Genomic DNA, 3,940 nt, shown 5'->3' with positions numbered 1-3,940 from the left:
CGGTGGCGAATTCGGCCGCCGCCCCGAGCCGTACGGTGCCCCGCAGGGCGGTTTCCGCGTCGTCCTTTCCGAGCGCGTGGCGCAGGCCGTCCAGGTGAGGGCCGACACGGCGGGCCAGCTCATGGGCGTGGGGCGTCGGCCGGGCCCCGCTGCGCGACCGGGTGAACAGCGTGCCGCCCACCTGTTCCTCCAGGCGCATGAGCTGCCCGCTGACGGCGGGCTGGGACAGGCCGAGCGCCTTGGCCGCACCCGTCAGTGAGCCGCGGCGGTAGATCTCCAGAAAGGTGGCGACCAGATCCAAGTCCTTCACGCAACCGACGATACATAAGCCTTCTTATGGCTGGGACGTGCCGTGCCCGCTTCCCCGATGCACTCTGGGGATGTCCTTCCTGGACATCGTCCGTATCCCTTCATCTCCCTTCCGCATCTCCTTTCCGAATCGAGGACGTGACCCTCATGGCAAAGATCCTGATGATCATTTCGGCGGCCGACACCCTGGCCCTGGCCGACGGCACCACCCACCCCACCGGTTACTGGGCCGAAGAGGTCGCCGCGTCGCACAAGGTACTGACAGAAGCGGGTCACACCGTGCGCATCGCCACCCCGGGCGGTGCCCGGCCCACCGTCGACGCGATCTCGCTCGACGAGCGCGGCGGTGTCGACGCCGCCGACGCCGCCGCGTTCAAGGTGTACCTGGAGTCCATCGAGGCGGACCTGGCGGCCCCGCTCGACCTCGCCGCCGTCCGCGTCGCCGACTACGACGCCCTGTACCTGCCCGGCGGGCACGCCCCGATGACCGACCTCGCCGACGACGCCCGCCTCGGCGCCCTGCTCGCCGACGCCGACGGCCGCGGGCAGGTCATCGCCGCGCTCTGCCACGGCGTCGCCGGGCTTCTCAGCGCCATGAAGGAGGACGGTACCTTCGTCTTCGCCGGCCGTAGCCTGACCGGCTTCACCGACGAGGAGGAGAACCAGGGCGGACTGGGCGACCAGGCTCCTTGGCTGGTGGAAAGCCGGCTCGCCGAGCGCGGCGCCGACGTCAAGGCCGGCGCAGCCTGGTCCGACACGGTGATCGTCGACGGCAACCTGATCACCGGGCAGAACCCGCAGTCCAGCGTGACCACCGCCAAGCAGGTCCTCGCGGCCCTGCCGGACGCCTGACCGGAAACCGCCACCACGGGCCGGCCCGTCGGACCTGTTGTCCGACGGGCCGGCCCGTTTCGTTTGGCTCTTCTGCTCATTGGTCCGGGTACGTCGTCGACTGACGCGTGGCGGGCGCGGCCTGAGTCGCGGGTCACGCGCGAGTCGTGGCCCGGGTCCAGGTGCACCGTGATCCGGCCGGGCAGATGGAAGCCGAAGCGCCCGGGGGTCTCCAAGGCGGTGCGTAGCAGCGGCGAGTCGTGCCGGTCGGCGCCGGCGGGCACGCATCCCGATCGGGAGCCCGCCGCCTTCGACCGGCAGCGACCGTTCGGGCCCGATTCCCCGCGGTCCGCAGGCGAGGAACCGGTGTTCCCCCCACCGCCGGGGCTTTCACGATGCACCCGTCCACGGCAAGGCTGCCCAGATCCAGATCCAGGCCGATGGCCTGGTCACAGGCATCCGGCGCGGCCCGGTGCAGGGATCCGGGGACTCCTGCGGCGAGCCGCTCCGGGGCGCGGGCCGATGACGGCCCAGAGGACGAACGGCCTGGCGGTGCGCGACCAACGCGTGGAACTGCTCCCGCAGAGGGCCGGTGATGGAGGAAGGCAGGACGGGCATGTGGCCTGCTGCTTGGCCGGTGGTGACCGTGGGCCTGTTGTTTCCAGGGCTGCGCCCGGCCTGGCCGCCGGACGGGCGCAGCCCTGCCCGAGCTCACCCGGGTGTTTTCTCCAGCACCGCGGCGGGCATGGAGATCCGCCAGGTGACGCACCCGGCCGCGGCGAGCCCGGCGACGGCCAGGAGGCCACTGGCGAGGAACGGGTCGGTGCCGTCCAGGGCGGGAGCGAACCCGATGCCGACGTACAGCGTGACACCGGTGGAACCGCCCAGTTGGTCGGCGGCCCGCTGGACGCCGGAGGCGATGCCGGCGTCGTCGTCGGTCACTCCGGTCACCGCGACGTACTGCAGCCCGACGATCCCGAACCCCATCCCGGCCGCGATGAGCATCATGGCCGGAACCATCGCCCAACCGGTGGCCCCGAGGGAGGAGACCAGAGCGATGACCGTCATCGCCAGCGCGGTGAAGCCGATTCCGGTCAGGACACAGGCGCGGGCACCCCACCGTCCGAGCAGCCGGGGCACCAGTACCGAGGCCACCATCAGGGACACCGCCAGAGGCAGCATCGTCAGACCGGCCTGGAGCGGACCGGCGCCCGACCGGTCCTGCAGGTAGTAGGTGAACAGCAGGAACGAGGTGGACAGTGCCGCGCTCAGCAGAGCGGTGGCGAGGTTGGCCAGGACGCGCGGCCGGTTACGGAAGAACCGCAGCGACACGATCGGGTTCCGTGAACGGCGCTCGACCCTGACGAACAGGACTCCGGCTGCCGGCGCGCCGACCAGCGCCACCGGCGGCAGCCAGGGCAGGGTGCTGTCCGCCTCCCCCGCCTCGATGACTCCGAGGGCGAACAGCAGCGGAGCCGCGACCAGCAGGAGCGAACCGGGAAGGTCCAAGGTGGCGGGCCCGGCGGGCCGTTCGTTCGGCACGAGAAGGGCCGCAGCAGCGAGCACGACCAGGACGAACGGTACGGACACCAGGAAGATCCACCGCCAGCCGAGCAGTTCGGTGATGATCCCGGAGACCACGAACCCGAGGACGAGGCCACAGCTCGCGACGGCTGCCCACACGCTCAGCGCCCGTGACCTGCGCGGTCCCTCGGGGAACATGAGCACGATCACTGCCGTCGCTGCCGGAAGCGCGATCGCCTCCCCGGCGCCCTGCAGCAGCCGGGCCGTCACCAGCACGGCGAAGGACGGCGCGAGCCCGGCCAGCAAGGACGCGGCGCCGAAGAGTGCCGTGCCGAGGAGGAGGATGCGGCGCCTGCCGAGCACATCGCCCAGTCGGCCACCGAGCATCAGCAGCCCGCCGCCGGTGATCGTGTACCCGACCACAACCCAGGTCAGTGCGTGCCCGTCGGCCCCGAAGTCCGCGCCGATCGAGGGCAGGGCGACGTTGACCACGGTCACGTCGACCGCGATGAAGAACTGCAGCATGGCCATGCAGCACAGCACCAGCCAAGCGCGCACCGGGGACGATCCGTCCCGGCGCGAAGAGGGAATGCCTGAAAACACCGAGTGCTCCGTTGCCCAGAAGAAGTTCCGAGCAGCACGAACGCGCCGCTCCGGTTCAACCACGGAGCGGCGGAACGTTCAACAGAAGTGAGACGAACGCCCCGCCGCTAGCGGAGCGCCCTCGTCACCGCGGCACAAGCCGCGCACGAAGCACCGGACATGTCTCCGATGCTACCGGAGCCGACGGCAAGTGGCCTTTGACGTCGGCTCCGCCGCAGACCCACCAGCCGCCCCCACAACCACATCAAGCCCCTGTCCCCGTCACGCCCGGCCGAGCCGGCTCCGTCGGACAGAGCTCCCGCCTGTTCGCGCGGCCTTTTGGCGCCATGGTCGGCCGGTCAGCGGTCTGGCCGGCTGGTGTGAGCGTCGAGGCCGGCCGCGGAGCGGCGCTGCCACAGGGTGCCCACGGGTTCCTGGCGGGATCGCCGGCGGACAGGACCATGAGGCCGGATGAGTTGACGGGGCGGAAAGCCGGAGGTCCGGGAACGGTGGGTGCTTGCTCCTTCGGCGGGGCCGGGGCCGTTGTGGTTCGGGACGGGTTCCGACGAGGTGGGCGCGGCTCCGGGCGGGCCGAGGGCGGGTTGCTCGCAGGTCGCGGCAGACGGGAGGCGCAACGGCCGCGGGCGGCGGCCGGAGGGCGGCCGCCCGGACGACGCGGGCGAACAGCGGCACG

The 3,940-nt window shown here is 71.6% G+C and carries 3 protein-coding genes and 1 pseudogene; 1 reads left to right on the top strand and 3 read right to left on the bottom strand.

The genetic code is table 11. The features are described 5' to 3' along the window. Positions 1–310 (bottom strand): LysR family transcriptional regulator (locus B7767_RS25220; RefSeq protein ID WP_143652631.1); only part of this gene is annotated, 310 nt, incomplete at its 3' end. Between the two features lie 146 nt (positions 311–456). On the opposite strand from B7767_RS25220, the gene B7767_RS25215 reads away from it, so the two are divergent. Then, positions 457–1,161, top strand: a complete 705-nt coding sequence (locus tag B7767_RS25215; RefSeq protein ID WP_085574203.1) for a type 1 glutamine amidotransferase domain-containing protein — start codon at positions 457–459, stop codon at positions 1,159–1,161. A gap of 128 nt (positions 1,162–1,289) precedes the next feature. On the opposite strand, the pseudogene B7767_RS49400 reads toward B7767_RS25215, so the two are convergent. Both B7767_RS49400 and B7767_RS25210 read right to left on the bottom strand, forming a co-directional pair. Continuing rightward, positions 1,290–1,591 (bottom strand): annotated as a pseudogene (locus tag B7767_RS49400) (IS5/IS1182 family transposase); the annotation flags it as partial. A gap of 260 nt (positions 1,592–1,851) precedes the next feature. Next, positions 1,852–3,195, bottom strand: a complete 1,344-nt coding sequence (locus tag B7767_RS25210; protein ID WP_085574218.1) for an MFS transporter — start codon at positions 3,193–3,195, stop codon at positions 1,852–1,854. Between the last annotated feature and the right edge of the window lie 745 nt (positions 3,196–3,940).

This window comes from Streptomyces sp. 13-12-16, from assembly GCF_002114215.1.
Taxonomy (GTDB): domain Bacteria; phylum Actinomycetota; class Actinomycetes; order Streptomycetales; family Streptomycetaceae; genus Streptomyces.
Note: the sequence above shows the minus strand (reverse complement) of the source record. Positions and strands in the feature narration are given on the sequence as shown.